17 protein-coding genes are annotated in these 16175 nt (G+C 70.9%); 8 read left to right on the top strand and 9 right to left on the bottom strand.

Annotation, left to right across the window (positions count from 1 at the left end; all coding sequences use genetic code 11):
• Positions 1–32: 32 nt before the first annotated feature.
• A complete protein-coding gene (locus tag OG413_RS11725) occupies positions 33–830 on the top strand; it encodes a VOC family protein (protein ID WP_266804878.1) in 798 nt (265 codons plus the stop codon).
• A 45-nt stretch (positions 831–875) separates the two neighbouring features.
• Here the strand turns inward: OG413_RS11725 and OG413_RS11720 are convergent, their stop codons facing one another.
• Entirely contained in the window at positions 876–1154 is a 279-nt protein-coding gene (locus OG413_RS11720) for a hypothetical protein (RefSeq protein WP_266804876.1), read from the bottom strand.
• 140 nt (positions 1155–1294) lie between these two features.
• Between OG413_RS11720 and OG413_RS11715 the strand changes: the two genes are divergently transcribed.
• Positions 1295–1660, top strand: coding sequence for a PH domain-containing protein (locus OG413_RS11715; RefSeq protein WP_266804874.1), 366 nt, complete (start codon positions 1295–1297; stop codon positions 1658–1660).
• 88 nt (positions 1661–1748) lie between these two features.
• On the opposite strand, the gene OG413_RS11710 is transcribed toward OG413_RS11715, so the two are convergent.
• From OG413_RS11710 to OG413_RS11700, 3 genes are all read right to left on the bottom strand, one after another.
• Complete coding sequence (locus OG413_RS11710; RefSeq protein ID WP_266804872.1) at positions 1749–2519, bottom strand: peptidoglycan recognition protein; 771 nt, start codon at positions 2517–2519, stop codon at positions 1749–1751.
• A gap of 103 nt (positions 2520–2622) precedes the next feature.
• Entirely contained in the window at positions 2623–3849 is a 1227-nt protein-coding gene (locus tag OG413_RS11705; protein WP_266804870.1) for a cation:proton antiporter, read from the bottom strand.
• A gap of 155 nt (positions 3850–4004) precedes the next feature.
• Positions 4005–5534: an alpha/beta hydrolase gene (locus OG413_RS11700; protein WP_266804868.1), complete on the bottom strand. Its 1530-nt coding sequence runs from the start codon at positions 5532–5534 to the stop codon at positions 4005–4007.
• Positions 5535–5781: 247 nt separating this feature from the next.
• On the opposite strand from OG413_RS11700, the gene OG413_RS11695 reads away from it, so the two are divergent.
• Both OG413_RS11695 and OG413_RS11690 read left to right on the top strand, forming a co-directional pair.
• Entirely contained in the window at positions 5782–8070 is a 2289-nt protein-coding gene (locus OG413_RS11695; protein ID WP_266804866.1) for an MMPL family transporter, read from the top strand.
• Positions 8071–8416: 346 nt separating this feature from the next.
• On the top strand, positions 8417–8695 hold the full coding sequence (locus tag OG413_RS11690) for a hypothetical protein (RefSeq protein ID WP_266804864.1): 279 nt from the start codon (positions 8417–8419) through the stop codon (positions 8693–8695).
• Here OG413_RS11690 and OG413_RS11685 read toward each other — a convergent pair.
• The 5 genes from OG413_RS11685 to OG413_RS11665 form a co-directional block, all read right to left on the bottom strand.
• A complete protein-coding gene (locus OG413_RS11685) occupies positions 8680–8883 on the bottom strand; it encodes a hypothetical protein (protein ID WP_266804862.1) in 204 nt (67 codons plus the stop codon). The genes OG413_RS11690 and OG413_RS11685 overlap by 16 nt on opposite strands.
• Positions 8884–9138: 255 nt before the next feature.
• Positions 9139–9504: an SCO5918 family protein gene (locus OG413_RS11680; RefSeq protein WP_266804860.1), complete on the bottom strand. Its 366-nt coding sequence runs from the start codon at positions 9502–9504 to the stop codon at positions 9139–9141.
• Between the two features lie 254 nt (positions 9505–9758).
• Positions 9759–11333 carry a DEAD/DEAH box helicase gene (locus tag OG413_RS11675; RefSeq protein WP_266804858.1) on the bottom strand — a complete coding sequence of 525 codons (1575 nt, stop codon included), beginning with the start codon at positions 11331–11333 and terminating at the stop codon, positions 9759–9761.
• Between the two features lie 247 nt (positions 11334–11580).
• Complete coding sequence (locus OG413_RS11670; RefSeq protein ID WP_073727988.1) at positions 11581–11784, bottom strand: cold-shock protein; 204 nt, start codon at positions 11782–11784, stop codon at positions 11581–11583.
• Positions 11785–12067: 283 nt separating this feature from the next.
• Entirely contained in the window at positions 12068–12394 is a 327-nt protein-coding gene (locus OG413_RS11665) for a MerR family transcriptional regulator (RefSeq protein WP_266804855.1), read from the bottom strand.
• Between the two features lie 660 nt (positions 12395–13054).
• Here OG413_RS11665 and OG413_RS11660 point away from each other — a divergent pair.
• From OG413_RS11660 to OG413_RS11645, 4 genes are all read left to right on the top strand, one after another.
• Positions 13055–13498, top strand: coding sequence for a hypothetical protein (locus OG413_RS11660; protein WP_266810088.1), 444 nt, complete (start codon positions 13055–13057; stop codon positions 13496–13498).
• Between the two features lie 14 nt (positions 13499–13512).
• Positions 13513–14094, top strand: a complete 582-nt coding sequence (locus tag OG413_RS11655; protein WP_266804853.1) for a toxin — start codon at positions 13513–13515, stop codon at positions 14092–14094.
• A gap of 39 nt (positions 14095–14133) precedes the next feature.
• Positions 14134–15450: an MAB_1171c family putative transporter gene (locus tag OG413_RS11650; RefSeq protein ID WP_266804851.1), complete on the top strand. Its 1317-nt coding sequence runs from the start codon at positions 14134–14136 to the stop codon at positions 15448–15450.
• A 167-nt stretch (positions 15451–15617) separates the two neighbouring features.
• Entirely contained in the window at positions 15618–16136 is a 519-nt protein-coding gene (locus OG413_RS11645; RefSeq protein WP_266810086.1) for a hypothetical protein, read from the top strand.
• Positions 16137–16175: the final 39 nt, after the last annotated feature.

The following is a 16175-nucleotide window of genomic DNA, read 5'->3' as shown; positions in this document are numbered from 1 at the left end:
ACCACGCGAGCGAGCGGAAAAGAGTGGGAGCCATGGCTGTACAACCTGAGGGCACACCGTGCTGGGCGGACGCGATGTTCGCCGATGTCGAGGGCGCGAAGAGCTTCTACGGTGACGTGCTGGGCTGGACGTTCGGCGAGTCGTCGTCGGAGTACGGCAACTACACGCAGGCGTACGTCGACGGCAAAGCGGCAGCGGCCGTCGTCCCACCGATGCCCGGAGCGGAAGGGCACTCCGCCTGGTGCCTCTACCTCGCCTCGCCGGACGCCGCCGCGACCGCCGCGAAGATCCGTGAGCACGGGGGCGAGGTACTGATGGAGCCGATGGCGGTCGGCGAGTTCGGCACGATGGTGCTGGCGCGCGACCCGAGCGGGGTCGTCTTCGGCGTGTGGCAGGCCGGTACCCACGAAGGGTTCGAGGCCACGTCCGGGCCCGGCACGTACTGCTGGGCCGAGGTCTTCACACGGGAGCCCGCGACGTCGGACGCGTTCTTCTCGGCCGTATTCCCTTACCGCATGCGGCAGATGGAGGGTGACGCGGTCGACTACCGGGTGTTCGACGTCGGCGGCGACCCGATCCTGGGGCGGATGAAGATGGGCGACGAGTTCCCGCCCGAGGTACCGCCGTACATCAGCGTGTACTTCTCCGTCGCGAACTGCGACGCGGCGGTGGCGAAGGCGACCGAGCACGGCGGCGTGCTGCGGTTCGGGCCGATGGACAGCCCCTTCGGCCGGTTCGCCGCGCTCAGCGACCCGCAGGGTGCGACGTTCGCCGTGATCGACACCGGTACGGTCCAGGGCGAGATGCCCACGATCACCCCCGTGTCCTGACCACCGCCCGGGTGCTCTGAGGGCGCCCGGCGGCGCGCGTGCGGCTCAGGGCCCCGAGGGATCCGCCGTCCCGGGCGCCCCGCCGCTCCCCGCGCCACCCGGGTGGACCGGCCAGGGTTCGCCGTACGGTGAAGTCGTCGGCGTCGGGGTGGGTTCCGGGGGCGCGTAGGGGCCCGAACGCGTCTCCATGAGGAGCATCATCACGCCCCAGATGAGCAGACTGATCATGATCAGCGCCAGGCCCACGGGGTTCCGGGGGTTGTACACGTACCGGCTGGAGCCCCACTTGCCGCGCTTGAATATCGGCTCGTCGTCAGGATGCACAGCGGAATCCTAGGGACGCCGCCCCCGGAGGGGCCTGTTCCGGGAACCGGAAACCCTGTCCGGTGCGTAATACCGTACGAAGATCGTCCGACTCGGGACGGTTGATCCACGGTGAACACGCAGGAAAGACGGGGACCCCCATGGCACTGTTCGGCAACGCGCACACGGTCAACCCGGCCACGGCGCAGCAGGATTACGCACGGCTGCTGGGCCAGGGCGAGCAGGTGCACGCCGCGTACCAGCTGATCCGCGACACCATGCTCTTCACCGACCGGCGGCTCCTCCTGGTCGACAAGCAGGGCATCACCGGCAAGAAGGTGGAGTACCACTCCGTCCCGTACCGCAGCATCACGCACTTCGCGGTGGAGACGGCCGGGACGTTCGACCTGGACGCGGAGCTGAAGATCTGGATCTCGGGAAGCGCCACCCCGATCGAGAAGACGTTCACCAAGGGCGTCGACATCTACGAAGTGCAGGCGATCCTCACCCAGTTCGTGGCCCGGTAGGCCCTGGGCCGCCGGGTCCCTGGGCCACCGGGTCCCTGGGCCGCCGGGTCCCTCCGATGTGCGGCGCCCGATACGCGGCCGGCCGGTGTCAGAGCGTCGGGCGGAGCCGGGCCGTGGCGATCTGCCGTCCGGTCTTCGCCCGCAGCGCGGCCACCTTGTCCCGCAGCACGGGCAGCAGTGCGTACAGCACCTCGCCGGGGCAACTGGTCCCGTAGCTGTCGCGGTGCCCCGAGATGACGTGGAGCCTGGCCGTCTCGCCCTTGTCGTACAGGCTCTCGTCGTTCGTCGAGACCAGCTCCACCGTGCCGCGCGGATCGGCGCCGGGGCGCAGTTTCCAGGCGGCGACCTTCGCGATCCCGTCCGCGAGCGCCTTCGGCACCGTCGTGCCGGGGCCGAAGCTGCCGAGGGCCGCGATGCCCACGGTGTCGGCGTTGAACCCCTTGGTGTGCGCCCCGCGCACCGGACGGGCGACGCCGCCCGCGCGGCCCTCGTAGATGGTTCCGCACCGGTCGACGACGAAGTTGTAGCCGATGTCGTCCCAGCCCTCGCTCCTGACGTGGTCGGCCTGCACGCCGCGGATCAGGTCGGGGGCATCGGCGCAGTCGTACCCGTTGGAGTGGCCCGTGTGGTGGACGAACACCGCCTTCGCCGCCCCCGTGTAGCGCGGCCCCTCCTTGAGCAGGCCCTCGTCCGCGTGCCAGGACGCCCGGCTCACGATCACCGGCTGCGGCAGCCCGCGCGGCGCCACCGGGCCGATCGCGGCCGGAGCGGGCGGCACGGTCCCGGCCGGGGCGTCCCGGAGCACCAGGAAGGCCAGCGGCAGGAGCAGGACGCCCGGGGCGAGTCGGCGGGACCACATGGGTTCCAGACTGCGCTCCGGCCTCCGGCTTCGCAGAGGAGCGGGCCAACCGGGTGAGGGCGGCGATGCCGGTGGGCCCGGCGGGGCCGCAGGTCCGCCCCGCTCACCAAGGGTCCGTGCCCTCCGAGGACCGGGACGGCGCACCCGGCACCGCGGCGTCCGCACCCCGGCGCAGCAGCCGGAAGGCCAGCAGCGGGAACGTCAGCACGGACACCATGGCGGCCCCGACGAGCGCGGCGCCCTCGCCCGCCCCGAGCACCTTCTCGTCCAGGCCGATGGTGGTGATCGCGACGACGAGCGGCAGACAGGTGGACGCGAACAGCGCCAGCGCCGGCCGCTCCGCCCCGGCCGCCAGATCGCGCGGGGCGAGCAGATACGCCGGAGCGCCCCGGACGAGCAGGAAGAGCAGCAGGAAGACCGGCAGGAGCACCAGCGGACGGCCGCCGTCGAGGAGCGCGGCGAGGTCGAAGTCGATGCCGGTGACGATGTAGAAGAACGGCACCAGGAAGCCGAAGCCCATCGCCTCGATCCGGCCGAGGATCTCCGTGCTGCTGTCGGGCACCGCCCCCTGGAGCACCAGCCGGGTCAGCATTCCGGCGGCGAACGCGCCGAGCAGGGTGTCCAGGCCGAAGACATGGGACAGGCCGAGCATCCCGGCGAGCAGCAGCATCACGAAGCGGACGGCGAACTGGCCGCTGCTGTGCAGGGTTTTGGCGATGATCCGGGCGAACCACGGCGGCCGGGGCCGCATCGCCCAGAACACCGCACCCGCGGTCACCACGGCGAAGGCGGCCAGCACCACACTGGCCGCCCCGGGACTGCGGCCGCTGAACAGCAGGGCCATCGCGATGATCGGGCCGAACTCGCCGACCGCCCCGAACGCCATCACCACCGTGCCGAACCGCCCCTCCAGGCGCCCCGAGTCACGCAGGATCGGCAGCACGGCACCGAGAGCGGTGCTGGTGAGCGCGGTGCCGATGACCAGGCTCTTCGCCAGGTCGGCCCCGGTCAGCGCCAGGGCGATACCGAGCCCGGCCGCGAACGACACCCCCCAGGCCCACCCCGAGCGGCGCAGGGTGTCGCCGCGCACGGCGGCGAACTGGATCTCGTACCCGGCCAGGAAGATCAGCATCGACAGGCCCAGGTCGGAGAGCGCGTCGATGACCGCGTCGTGATGGGCCCAGCCGAGCACATCGGGTCCGATGATGACGCCCAGCGAGATCTCGAAGATCACCACGGGGACGGAGAGCCTGCGCCCGACGGCGTAGGCGAGCAGCGGCGCGAGGACCGCCATGGCCATGATCAGGATGAGGGTCCCGGGGTGCTCCATCGCTTGTGTATAGCAAGAAACCGCATCGGATCATCTGATATCACCCACCAGGGCGCCGCCCCGCCCCACCGGCCTCCGGCATCCCGCCCCCACCGGTCTCCCACTGCCGCCCCCACCGGCCTCCGGCTGCCGTCCCGCCGGTCTCTCTCCCCCGTTCAGCTCGCGCAGTGCGTGTCCTGCGCCGGTCGCCGCCCGGTGACGAGGAATTCGCTGACCGTGCGGTCGCCGCACGCGTTCCCGCCGCCCAGATACATGCCGTGCCCGCCCCGGCCGACCGTGACCATCCTGGCCCGCTCCCCGAACGCGCCGCGCATCTTCAGGGCGCCGCTGTACGGGGTGGCGGGGTCGCGCAGGCTCTGGATCATCAGGACGTTGGACGGCCCCTCGTCCGTGATCCGGGTGGGCCTGTCGGCCGGAGCGTCCTTCCAGAACGCGCACGGCGTGATGTTCGCGGGCATCCCGGCCGTCAGCGGGTACCGCTCCCGGTCGGCGGCCACCGCCCGCCGGTACCCGGCGACGGACCCCGGCCAGCGCACGTCGTTGCAGATCACCGCGACCATCACCGCCGCGTCCTCGTCCGGGACCACCTGGGCGAGGTCCTGCGTCAGGACCGGGCTCCCCTGCGGATCGCGCGCCGCCCGGATCATCCCGGCCAGCGGGGCGAAGGCGCTGTCGCTGAACAGGGCGCTCTGGAGCGCCTGCCGCAGCCGGTTGCCGGTCAGCGGCAGGCCGGGGACGTCCGACTCCTTCGGCTCCCGGTCCAGCTTCCGGGCCAGCGCGAGGAACAACGGCTTGACGTCCTCGGCCCGTTCGGCCAGCCGCAGGCCCTGCTCCTCGCGGGCCGGGTCCGCCGCCCAGGCCGCGAAGTCCGGGAAGCGGTCGGCGGCGCCCACCGCCATGTTCTCCATCCAGCCGCGCCCGACCCGCGCCGGGTCCGGGTCACCGTTGGCGTCCAGGACCCAACGGTCCGTGTGCCGCGGGTACTTCTGGGCGTAGACCGCGCCGACGTAGGTCCCGTACGAGCTGCCCCAGGCCGACAGTTTCTCCTCGCCCAGCGACTGCCGGAACAGGTCGATGTCGCGGACCTCGTTCTGCGTGGAGAAGGAGCGCAGGACCTCGCCCCCGTTACGGGCACACGCCTCGGCGGTGCGCCGGGCCCGGTCGACGTTCTCCGCGATGCCCCCGTCCGCCCCCGGCCAGGCCCGCAGGGTCACCAACTGCCGGTCCCCGTCGGCGATTCCGCAGCCCGCCCGGGTACTGCCCCCGACGCCGCGCGGGTCCAGGCTGACCAGGTCGTACGCACCTCGGGTCGCCGTCCGCAACGCCTCCCCCTTCTGCGCGAGCCGCTCCACGCCCGACGAGCCCGGCCCGCCGGGGATCACGACCAGCGTCCCGCGCCGCGCCTCGGGCCGGTCGGAGCGCAGCCGGGTCACGGCGACGGTGAGGGTGCGGCCGTCCGGATTCCGGTAGTCCAGCGGTACGGGCAGCTCCGCGCACTGCTGCCCCTCGACGCCCGTCGAACCGTCGGGCAGCTCGCAGTCGTGCCAGGTGAGGGAGGGCGGAGAAGAGACCGGGGACGCCCGAGGTCCGGCGTGGGCCACCGGGGTGACGGAGGCGGTCAGCGCCGAGGCGACGGCGGTGGCGGAGAGGGCCAGCAGGAGGGTCTTTCGCGTACAAGTCGTCATGGGGCCAGGGTTGTTGACGTGGCGACTGTTGCCCATGCGGCAGACCCGAGACCCGGGGTGGGGCTAACCCCTCAGGGTGCCCGTCGGGGTTCATGCCGGGCAGCGTGCCGGGCGGCCTGCCGGGCGCCTCATCGGGGTGCCCGTCACCCGTTCCCCCGCACCGGCGTGCCGCGTCCCGGCAACCGACCTTGAATACGGAGTGTCCGAGGCGCCCGCGGGGCGCCCCTCTCCGGGAGCGGGAGCCCCCATGCCGTCGACACAGGCCACCGGACACCGGGGGCCGGGACCCGCCGCCGACCGCCGTACCGGTGTGCTGCGCCGGACCGGCGCGTGGTGCGCCCGGCACTTCGTGATCGTCCTCGTGCTGTGGCTGGCCGCCCTCGCCGGGCTCCAGGTCCTTCAGCACGCGTACGGCGGCGACTACTCCGACGACTTCTCGCTCCCCGGCACCCAGTCCCAGGACGGTCTCGACGTCCTGCGGGCCCACGCGCCCACCGCCGGCGGCTACAGCAGCCAGGTGGTGCTGCACGACGGGTCCACGGCACTCAGCGAGGTCAGCGGCCAGGTCTCCACGGCCGTCGCCGACCTCCAGAAGCTCCCCGACGTGCTCTCGGTCCAGAATCCGCTGCCGCCGACCGGCTCGACACCGCCCCCGCCGCCGCCCACCGGCACGCCGAACACCGGGCCGCTCTCCACCGACGGGAGGACGGCGTACATCACCGTCCGGTTCGGCGTCCAGCCGTCCACGTTCGACCCGTCGTACCTGGACGGGGTCGATGCCGCCGTACAGCCCCTGCGGGCCGCGGGCGTCGAGGTGGAGTACGGCGGACCGCTCGGCGAACTGGCCCGGCCCGAGGCCGACGACCGCACCAGCGAGGTCATCGGCTTCGGCGTCGCGATCCTTGTCCTGCTGATCGGCTTCGGCAGCCTGTTGGCCGCCGTGCTGCCCCTGGTGACCGCACTGATCTGTGCCCTGTGCGGACTGGCCCTGCTGGGGCTGCTGGCCGCCGCCGCCACGTTCGCCACCGTGTCACCGACGCTCGCCACGATGATCGGCATCGGCGTCGGCATCGACTACGCGCTGTTCCTCGTCACCCGGCACCGCCAGAACCTCGTCGACGGCGAGGACCCGGTGACGGCCGCCGGGAACGCGGCGGCCACCAGCGGGCGGGCCGTCCTGCTCTCCGGCTGCACCGTGATCATCGCCCTGTCCGGGCTGTGGGTCTCCGGCATCGGCTTCATCGGCAAGCTCGGCCTGGCCGCGGCGGTCACGGTGGTCACCGCCGTGATCGGGGCCCTCACCCTCGTACCGGCCATTCTGGGCCTGATCGGACGGCGCATCGACCGGCTCCGGGTGCGGACCCCCGTCGCGGAGACCGACGCGGCGCCCGGCGAGGAGGCGCACGGCGGCTGGCACCGGTACGCGCAGCGGGTGGAGCGGCGCCCCTGGTGGTTCCTGGCCGGCGGGGTGGTCACCCTGGCCGTCCTCGCCTTTCCCCTCTTCTTCATCCAGCTCGGCCACATCGGGGACGGCGCCGACCCGAAGTCGTTCACCGACCGCCGCGCCTTCGACCTGATGTCCACCGCCTTCGGACCCGGCTCGAACGGCCCGCTGACGCTCGTGATCGACCAGAGCGAGGTCCCGCAGTCCGACCGCTCCGCGCTGGCGGACCAGGCGCAGAAGGCACTGACCGGGGTGCCCGACGCCGCCGTGATCACCCCGCTCACCGCCACCTCGGACGGCGACGTCCTGACCGGCACCGCGTACTCGGTGGCCGCCCCGCAGGACGAGCGCAGCACCGCCCTGGTGAACCGGCTGACCGACGACGTCCTCCCGCAGGCCGTCTCCGGCACCGGGGCGAGCTCCTATGTGACCGGCACGACCGCCGCCCAGGTCGACTTCCTGGACATCGTCTCCAGCCGACTGCCGCTGATCATCGCGGTCGTCGTCGCACTCGCCTTCCTCGTCATCCTCATCGTGTTCCGCGGCCTGCTCGTCGCCGTCAAGGCCGCCGTACTGAACGTCCTGTCGATCGCGGCCTCGTACGGCGTCGTGGTGGCCGTCTTCCAGTGGGGCTGGGGCGGCCCGGCGCTGGGGGTGTCGGGGGCCGTCCCGATCGAGAGCTATGTGCCGATGATGATGTTCGCCATCGTCTTCGGGCTCAGCATGGACTACGAGATCTTCCTGCTCTCCCGCATCCACGAGGCCTGGCTGCGCACCGGCGACCCGAAGGCGAGCGTGGCGCACGCGTTGGAGATCACCGCCCGGGTCATCACCTGCGCGGCGCTCATCATGGTCAGCGTGTTCGCCGCCTTCGTCATCAGCGACAACATCGTGGTGAAGATGCTGGGCCTGGGCCTGGCCGCCAGCGTGCTGATCGACGCCACCGTCGTACGGCTGCTGCTGGTGCCCGCCGTGATGACCCTGCTGGACAGATCCGCCTGGTGGACACCGCGCTGGCTGGACCGGATCCTGCCGCATCTGGACACGGAGGAGAAAGGACAAGGGACCTCGGACACGGCCCAGTACACCTAGGGTGTCGGCGTACCTTCCCTGACCTCGCTGACCTCACTGGCCGCCAAGCGGCCACGCCCCGCCGCCTCCGGCACGGCGACGACGGCCAAGGCCACGGCCACGGCCACCGGCGAACGCCCCGCCCGGCGGGACCACTTCTTCGACAACGCCAAATACCTGGCGATCGTGCTGGTGGCGATGGGCCACGCCTGGGAGCCGCTGCCGGACAGCGGCCGCCCGGCAGTACAGCGCGCAGGAACTCGGCTCGCCCGCGTGGGCGGGGCCCCTGGCGACGGTTCTCCTGTTCGGCTGCTCCGTACTGCTCGGCGCGTGCTTCCTCGCCCGGGTGCCGAACCGCCGGACCTGGATGAGCGCGCTGGGAACGTGCACCCTCTACGGCTACCCGCTGCACGGCTTCGTCATCCGTACCGCCCTGTACCGGGGCGTCTACGACGAGCCGTTCCTCTCCACCCCGCTGGACACCGTCGCGGTGACCGTGGGCGGCGCGGTCGCGGTGACCCTGCTGTGCACGCCACCCGTCCGGCGGGTGCTGCGTCCTGTCGTGGAGCCGCGGATGAACTGGGCGAGGCAGGGGCGCCGGGGGGGTCTGAAGCCCCCCGGACGGGGACCTCAGCCGATGACGTAGGTCTTGCCGAGCACCGTGGCGTGCTCCAGCACGTCCTCCAGCGGATCGTCGATCTGGCCCGTGGAGATCAGAGCCACTTGGGGGCCGTTGTGCGCGTTCCTGTGTGTCTCGTCGGCGTACGCGGTTCCGGCGGCGGGCAGCACGGACGCGACAACTGTCACTCCGAGCGCGGTCAGCTTGCTCTTCATGGCACCGATCCTCCCCTTGCCGGGGAAGTGCAACTCGCGCATGCCATCCGTTTGGCGGAGCCTTTGTTACACACGATCACACCTGGGCACAGTCGGCTTGTCACATTGTCGCCGTCACGGTCGGGCAGCCCCTGGGCGCGTCCCGGCAGAACCGGCCCCGCACCAGGAAAGCCGAACGGGCCCCACCGGCGGCGAGGGTGAAGTCGCCGGCCGACAGGGCCCGTTCGTGCGGCGGCCGGGAGGACCCGGCCCCGCTCACATCTGACCGGCGCCCGGAGCGGGCAGCGGCTCCGCGGCCGGGAGGACCGGCTCCGGCCGCGGCTCCGGCGTTCCGAGCAGCGCCGACGCCGTCTCCAGCGGCGTCAGCGCGGGGGCGGGGACGGCCGCCTGGGCCGTACGGCAGGTGAAACCGAGGCGGGTCAGCGCCCTGGTCACCTCGGCGGAGGAGAAGTCGCGGCGGTCCTGCCGGGTGATCACTTCCCCGACCTGCTTGACGGGGTAGACGCGGCGGCTGATGACCACGGCGTCTCCGGTGACGGGTTCGGGCTTGATGCCCTTCATCGAATCCTCCACTTCGTTCTTGAACAGATCGAAGGGGAAGCGGGCGATGACACAGCGCATGGTGCCTCAGCAAGGTCGAGTCGAAGAGAAACCGGACGGGGACTGCCGGTAGGAACTGGCGGTACGGGACGGGCACGGGACGGCGGTACGGAACCACCGGCCCGGAACTGCCGGTACGAGAACTACCGGCACGGGAACTACCGGCACGGGACGCCCGGTACGGAACTGCCGGTACGAGACTGCCAGGAGCGAACGGCCAATGCGAGACGGCCGGTACGGAACAGACCAGTACCGGCCGTCTCCTACCGGGAAGGCTACGCGGCGCGGTTGTTCCGGCGCTGCGAGGCGGCGGCGCGCGCCTCGGGTGTGGGCACGCCCGGACGGCGTCCGCGCGAGGGCGCTCCGCCGCCGCGCTTGCTGCCACGGCCCATGAACGCTCCGCCGGTGCTCCTGGACCGCTCCTTGGGCGCCGCGCTGATGACGACGGGAACGCCCGAGGGCGTCTGCGCCCCGGTGATCCGGCTCAGCTCGGCCTCGCCGGAACGGACCTGGGCGATCTGCGGGGTGATCCCGGCATCCGCCATCAGACGCGTCATCTCACGGCGCTGCCCCGGCAGCACCAGCGTGACGACACTGCCGGACTCACCGGCACGGGCGGTACGGCCGCCGCGGTGCAGGTAGTCCTTGTGGTCGCTGGGCGGGTCGACGTTCACGACGAGGTCGAGGTTGTCGACGTGGATGCCACGGGCGGCGACGTTGGTGGCGACCAGGACCGTGACGTGCCCGGTCTTGAACCGCTCCAGGGTGCGGGTGCGCTGCGGCTGCGACTTGCCGCCGTGCAGCGCGGCCGCCCGGACGCCGCTGTGCAGCAGGTGGTCGGTCAGCTTGTCCACGGCGTGCTTGGTGTCCAGGAACATGATGACGCGGCCGTCGCGGGCCGCGATCTCCGTGGTCGTGGCGTACTTGTCGGCGCCCTGGACGTAGAGCACGTGGTGCTCCATCGTCGTCACCGCACCGGCCGCGGGGTCCACGGAGTGGACGACCGGGTCGTGCAGGTAGCGACGGACCAGAAGGTCGACGTTACGGTCCAGGGTGGCCGAGAAGAGCATCCGCTGCCCCTCCGGGTTCACCTGGTCGAGCAGCTCCGTGACCTGGGGCATGAAGCCCATGTCGGCCATCTGGTCGGCCTCGTCGAGAACCGTGATGGTGACCCGGTCCAGCCGGCAGTCACCGCGCTCGATGAGGTCCTTGAGCCGGCCCGGGGTGGCGACGACGACTTCGGCACCGCCACGCAGCGCACTGGCCTGCCTGCCGATCGACATGCCGCCGACGACGGTGGCGAGGCGCAGCTTCAGCGACCGGGCGTACGGGGTGAGCGCGTCGGTGACCTGCTGGGCCAGTTCCCGGGTGGGGACGAGGACCAGGGCCAGCGGACGGCGGGCGTCGGCGCGGCGGCCCTCGGTACGGGCCAGCAGAGCCAGGCCGAAGGCCAGCGTCTTGCCCGATCCGGTCCGGCCGCGGCCCAGGACGTCACGGCCCGCGAGGCTGTTCGGCAGGGTCGCCGCCTGGATGGGGAACGGCACCGTCATGCCCTCGGCGACGAGAGCCGCCTTGAGCGGGGCCGGCATGTCGAGCTCGTCGAAGGCGGCAGCGGCGGGCAGCGCCGGGGTGATGGTGACCGGCAGGGCGAACTCACCCTGCTTCGCGGCGGGCCGACGGCCGAAGCCGCCGGACCGCTTCGGTCCACCGCCGGAGCGCTGCGACCCGCCACCGGAATACGATCCGCCGCCGGAGTACTTCGGCGCGCCGCCGGTGCGGCCGCCGCTGGAACCGCCCGAGCGGGTCCGGGAAAATCGGTCGTTCGTGCGAGATGCGCGTTCGCGGTTCATGCAGAACCTTTCCTCGATGTGGGGCACGTATCGAGGGATTCTTTTTGGACAGGAGCCTTGGAACGGCGCCCAGAATCGCAAGAACGAGCCGATGAAATGACAAAAGAAATCGAAGCCCGGCCGCCGGGAATCACTGCACCGGACACGGCTTCGGGAGGGGGCACGGAATGCGGGCCCCGGAAACGACAACGAGCTGGGGCCCGCACCCCAAGGTGCGGGCCCCAGCTGCGCAGTACAACCTGAGTGATCAGGCGGGGGTGATGTTCTCGGCCTGCGGGCCCTTCTGGCCCTGCGTGACGTCGAAGTTCACCTTCTGGCCTTCCTGCAGCTCGCGGAAGCCGCTGGAGGCGATGTTCGAGTAGTGGGCGAAGACGTCAGCGCCGCCGCCGTCCTGCTCGATGAAGCCGAAACCCTTTTCGGCGTTGAACCACTTCACGGTGCCAGTAGCCATGTTCATATCTCCTTCGGGGCAGAGCCCGTGGACTCACACTGTGCGAGCCCTACGTCGCCGCGATGATTACCCCGTCCGGAAAAACTACCGGAAATACAAAAGCGCACCCACCGGTACAGAACCGGCGAGAGCACTTGAAGTTTTGGGAACCACAACTGCAACTGAGATCAACCGTAGCACGATGCGAGCGGAAGAGGGCTGTACGTAATATCACTCCGCCTGGCGTGGCATAAACCCTCATCGCACATTGCACAAAATTCTGTGCTGGCGAATACAGATATGTTCAGGAGTCCGTCGGCCGTCGCATCTCCGCGTTGAGGCGCAGCGCCTCTTCGAGCTGGTCCTCCAGGATGACGATGCGGCAGGCGGCGTCGATCGGCGTACCGGCGTCGACCAGCTCGCGCGCGCGAGCCGCGATGCGGAGCTGGTAGCGGGAGTAGCGGCGATGGCCGCCCTCGGAGCGCAGCGGGGTGATCAGGCGCGCCGCGCCGATCGCCCGCAGGAAACCCGGTGTCGCACCGATCATCTCCGCGGCGCGCCCCATGGTGTAAGCGGGGTAGTCGTCGTCATCGAGCCGATCACCGGCGTGCGAGGGGGTTTCCGGGGGCATCTGCACCTCTTCGTGTCACACATGTTCCGCCACGCATGCCTGAGGGCCCTCGGCGCCGTACGCCCCCAGGGTGTCCCTCTGCTCGCGTACCGCTGTTTAGCTCGACCGCACAAGAAACCCTAATCGTACGAGAACGTCATGTCTATCGCGGCCACGACAGATTCCCGGCGCCGGGGGCGGAGGGCCGGACTGGGCGCACAGCACAGCTGACCGACCGGTCAGTTGTCGCCGGATGGAGTAAGGGCCATAATGCTCGCGTAGCCCTTCACGCATCCCCCGTCGTGAAGGGCTACGCCTATGTCCGGTCACAGCAAACGGACTTCACGATTCCGGATATCCCGTTTCCCGCGCGGGTCTCGCCGCGTTTCCCGCAGGGGCCTCGCCCCGGTTTCCCGCGCGGGCCTCGCACCCGGGCTTCACGAAACATGGGCAAGGGACTCCCCTCGTGGTCCCCTGCCCATGTTTTTTTGAGTTAACAGTGACGTAGAGTGTTTGCGCAAGCTCATTCCGGCTCTGAAGCCGATTGGTCCGCTTCGTCACCCACGCTGCCGAAACCCTGTCGGGGTTCGTTACAGTACGAGCCCGTTGACCGAATCGAACATCGCGCAGCGCACGACCGAGCGCCCCGTGGTGGACGTGATCGTGGGGGGCCGGATGGCAATGGACAACGGTGAAGAGCGCGCGCCGGAGCTGAATTCGCTGCGGCAGAAGGTCGAGTACATGGTCGAGAAGACCTTCCCCGGCCAGAAGATCTCGGGCCGGGTCTTCGCGGAGCTGGTCAGGGAGCGCGGCGGTTCGCTCTCGCACAGCTACTTCTCCAACATCCTCGCCGGGAAGGTCACCCAGCCGTCCGAGGAGATCCTCAAGGCGCTCGGGCTGGGGTTCGGCGTGGACTGGCACTTCTTCAAGGAGGAGTCCGAGGTCGTCGACGATGTCGTGGCCGGACTTCAGTTCCTCGCCAAGCGGCGCACGGGGGAGATCAGCGGGCTGGCGGGCCGGGGCATCGGCGACGACGGGCTCTCTCCGGAACTGCTGCAGTTCGCGATGTCGCTGCTGGAGGACGCCTCCAGAGGCCGGGACACGGACCCGGAACCGGAAGCGTAGGCGGCGACAGCGCCATGTCTCTGCGCAAGCTGCGGAAAGAGTGCGAGGCGGGGCTGGCCGACCTGCCCATACCGACCCCTTTCTCGCTGCCGGGCCTGGTGGCGAACATGGAAGCGGCACGCGGCCGCACCATCCGTCTGCATGAACTGCCGGACCGGCTGGCGCGCGTCAACGCCGCCTGCGGACTGCGCCTGAAGGCGGGCGACACCAGTTTCGTGCTCTACCGCCGACGGCCGACCGCGTACCAGACCCAGCACGTCATCCTGCATGAGCTGTGCCATGAGTGGTTCGACCACGGAACCACGCTCTCGGCGGAGCAACTCCGCACGCTCCTCCCGGTCTTCGACACCTCGCTGATCGCCCGGATGGTCTCTCCCACGGTCGCCGAGGCGTTCGAGGCCGACGGCAGCACGGTCCAGGCCCGCGCCCAGTACGACACCCACGACGAGCGGATGGCCGAATTCGGTGCGTCGCTGATTCCCCGGATGGCCAGGGACATGACCACCGATGACATGGTGGGGCGGCTGGCCAACTCGCTGTCCCGCCCCGTCGCCCACCGGCGCCGAGGTCTGTTCCGTCGGCCCGACGACGCCTGACACCCCTGCCACCCCGCCCCCGAAGGAACAAGGACCGCCGTGACCCCCCTCGATCTCGCCGGCTACCTGATAGCCGGCCTGATGACGGCCGTTGCCCTGTGGCGCATGCCCGCAGCCCTGTGGGGCGGCGAGGAAGACAAACGGCGGCGGGCCCTGTGGGGCTGCTACGCCGGATTCGCCATCGCCCTGTGGACCAAGACCCGGGCCGTACGCATCGGCCTCAACAACAGCGCCGTGACCGACCTCGCCGTACTGATCAAGCACTACACGGCGACCATCGCGATCCTGGCCATTCTCAGCTACATCGTCGCCATCTACGGCCGCTACCCCGAGGGGGACGGCATCCCCCGGCACGTCCGCTTCGCCCGCCTCGTCCAGCAGGTGGCGGCCAAGGCGTCCGTGGCGACGCTGATCCTGCTGACCGTGCTCTTCTTCACGGTGGTCGACCGCTCCGTCCCCTCGGACCGGTTCGTCTCCGACCACGCGGGGCAGTGGGGCGCCACGCTCTACATGAGCGTCTTCTACCTCTACCTCGGCGCCGCCTCCGCCGTGTGCGCGTACCAGTGGGCCCTGGCCACCGCCGACGCGCGGCTGCGCCATCTCCGCGTCGGCCTCGGGATGATGACCTTCGCGATGTTCATCGGGGTCGGCTACACGGTCAGCCGGACCCTGTTCCTGTGGATCAGCGTGATCGACCGGCCCAGCGAGAGCTTCGCCCTCCGGTTCGACGAGATCACCGAGGCGGCGCAACTGGTGCTGTTCGGGTTCTTCGCGCTGGGCGCCTCCATCCCGGCCTTCAGCAAGGGCGCGCACCGGGCGAAGCTGTGGCGGGCCCAGGTGAAACTGCACGCGCTCTGGTACGAGTTGATGACCGCCTTCCCCGACCAGCCCTTCGACCCGCCCGCGTCGCTGGCCCGGGAGCTGACCCGGTTCGACACCCCGTCGGACCTCCGGGTCGACCGGTGGGCCGCCGATATCGCGGACGCGGTCGAGAAGTTGCGGCACTACGTGCCCGACGATCTGCTCGCCGCCGCCGAACGCGCGGCCGCCGAGGACACCCGGGACCCGCGGCGGGCCGCCCCGCTCACCGACGCGTACTGGATCAAGGCCGCGCTCGCCGCCAAAGCCGGGGGCGCGTCCGCGGGCGGCGCCGCGAGGGTGGCGGCCCAGCAGAACGCCGACCAGGACAGCGACCACGCCACCGACCAGGACGGCGAGGTGGCCCGACTGGTGCGGGTCGCCGGCGCGTACCGGACGGTCACCGAAGCACGTACCCGCCGGGTCCTCGCGTCCGTGGGGGTCCCGGCGGCAGCGGAATCCGTACAAGAGCCGGGAAAGGCAGCGAAGACGGCATGAACAGCACCACCGAGAACGATCCCGGTTCCGAGGCACCGGCAACACCTGAAGCACCGGCAACACCCGGAGCACCCGGAGCACCCGGAGCACCGGCAACACCTGAAGCACCTGCGACCGCTACGGCGTCCGTGGCCCGCGCCGTCACCGATGCGCTCCAGCCCCGCAACATGCTGCTGGCCGGGATGCTCGGCGTCGGGCTGGCAGCCGCGGGCGACTGGACCGGTCTCCTCTGGGGCTTCCTCGGCGCGCTGTGCGCCGGGCTCATCCCCGCGGGCTACATCGAGTGGGAGCGCAAGCGCGGTACCTGGGGCGACCGCCATGTCGTCGACCGCACCAAACGGGCCCCGATCTTCCTCGTCATCCTCGGTTCCATCGGCGTCGGCTCGGTGGTCATGGTCATGGGGCACGCCCCCACGGGCATCCTCGTCGCGATGCTCGCCCTCTGGGCGATGACGATCGTCCTGCTGACGGTCAACACCGTCTGGAAGATCTCGGTGGACTCGGCGGTCGCCTCGGCGGTGGTCGCGCTGCTCGCCGTGGTGCACTCCCCGTGGTGGCTGCTGGCCGGGACGCTGACCGTGGCCGTGTGCTGGTCCCGGGTGGCGCTGCGGTACCACTCGGTCGCGCAGACCGTGGCCGGGGCGGCGCTGGGCGCGGCCACGACGGTGGCGTACGCCTTCGGCTGACGCGTGGGGCTCATCGGCCCCATCGGCCGCACACCCGCC

This window comes from Streptomyces sp. NBC_01433, assembly GCF_026340105.1.
In the GTDB taxonomy this organism is placed as follows: Bacteria; Actinomycetota; Actinomycetes; order Streptomycetales; family Streptomycetaceae; genus Streptomyces.
Note: the sequence above shows the minus strand (reverse complement) of the source record. Positions and strands in the feature narration are given on the sequence as shown.

Excerpts from the sequence above, each read along its gene's own strand:
- OG413_RS11725 (WP_266804878.1), top strand. The coding sequence starts at position 33 with ATGGCTGTACAACCTGAGGGCACACCGTGCTGGGCGGACGCGATGTTC.
- OG413_RS11715 (WP_266804874.1), top strand. The coding sequence starts at position 1,295 with ATGGCACTGTTCGGCAACGCGCACACGGTCAACCCGGCCACGGCGCAG.
- OG413_RS11710 (WP_266804872.1), bottom strand. The coding sequence starts at position 2,519 with ATGTGGTCCCGCCGACTCGCCCCGGGCGTCCTGCTCCTGCCGCTGGCC.
- OG413_RS11705 (WP_266804870.1), bottom strand. The coding sequence starts at position 3,849 with ATGGAGCACCCCGGGACCCTCATCCTGATCATGGCCATGGCGGTCCTC.
- OG413_RS11700 (WP_266804868.1), bottom strand. The coding sequence starts at position 5,534 with ATGACGACTTGTACGCGAAAGACCCTCCTGCTGGCCCTCTCCGCCACC.
- OG413_RS11695 (WP_266804866.1), top strand. The coding sequence starts at position 5,782 with ATGCCGTCGACACAGGCCACCGGACACCGGGGGCCGGGACCCGCCGCC.
- OG413_RS11690 (WP_266804864.1), top strand. The coding sequence starts at position 8,417 with ATGAGCGCGCTGGGAACGTGCACCCTCTACGGCTACCCGCTGCACGGC.
- OG413_RS11685 (WP_266804862.1), bottom strand. The coding sequence starts at position 8,883 with ATGAAGAGCAAGCTGACCGCGCTCGGAGTGACAGTTGTCGCGTCCGTG.
- OG413_RS11680 (WP_266804860.1), bottom strand. The coding sequence starts at position 9,504 with ATGCGCTGTGTCATCGCCCGCTTCCCCTTCGATCTGTTCAAGAACGAA.
- OG413_RS11675 (WP_266804858.1), bottom strand. The coding sequence starts at position 11,333 with ATGAACCGCGAACGCGCATCTCGCACGAACGACCGATTTTCCCGGACC.
- OG413_RS11670 (WP_073727988.1), bottom strand. The coding sequence starts at position 11,784 with ATGGCTACTGGCACCGTGAAGTGGTTCAACGCCGAAAAGGGTTTCGGC.
- OG413_RS11665 (WP_266804855.1), bottom strand. The coding sequence starts at position 12,394 with ATGCCCCCGGAAACCCCCTCGCACGCCGGTGATCGGCTCGATGACGAC.
- OG413_RS11660 (WP_266810088.1), top strand. The coding sequence starts at position 13,055 with ATGGACAACGGTGAAGAGCGCGCGCCGGAGCTGAATTCGCTGCGGCAG.
- OG413_RS11655 (WP_266804853.1), top strand. The coding sequence starts at position 13,513 with ATGTCTCTGCGCAAGCTGCGGAAAGAGTGCGAGGCGGGGCTGGCCGAC.
- OG413_RS11645 (WP_266810086.1), top strand. The coding sequence starts at position 15,618 with ATGCTGCTGGCCGGGATGCTCGGCGTCGGGCTGGCAGCCGCGGGCGAC.